The organism is Tolypothrix campylonemoides VB511288_2 (assembly GCF_045999855.1).
GTDB lineage: Bacteria > Cyanobacteriota > Cyanobacteriia > Cyanobacteriales > Nostocaceae > Scytonema > Scytonema bouteillei_A.
Genome location: NZ_JBFPMW010000014.1, coordinates 302,012 through 302,268, shown reverse-complemented (window position 1 = coordinate 302,268; position 257 = coordinate 302,012). Strand labels below are relative to the sequence as shown.

The following is a 257-nucleotide window of genomic DNA, read 5'->3' as shown; positions in this document are numbered from 1 at the left end:
CTCAAAGGGCATTCCGCCGAAGTTTTTAGTGTCAGCTTCAGCCCCGACGGCAAGACGATTGCTTCTGCAAGTTGGGACAACACCATCAAACTTTGGGATATCACAGGCAGAGAACTCAAAACCCTCAAAGAGCATTCTGCCTATATTTCGAGCATCAGCTTCAGCCCCGACGGCAAGACAATTGCTTCTGCAAGTTGGGACAACACCGTCAAACTCTGGGATACCACAGGTAGAGAACTCAAAACCCTCAAAGGGCA

Annotated in this window: 1 protein-coding gene; it reads left to right on the top strand. The window is 49.4% G+C overall.

Translation table 11 applies throughout. From position 1 onward, the window contains the following. Positions 1–257 (top strand): WD40 repeat domain-containing protein (locus AB0756_RS40070; protein WP_408104035.1); only part of this gene is annotated, 257 nt, incomplete at both ends.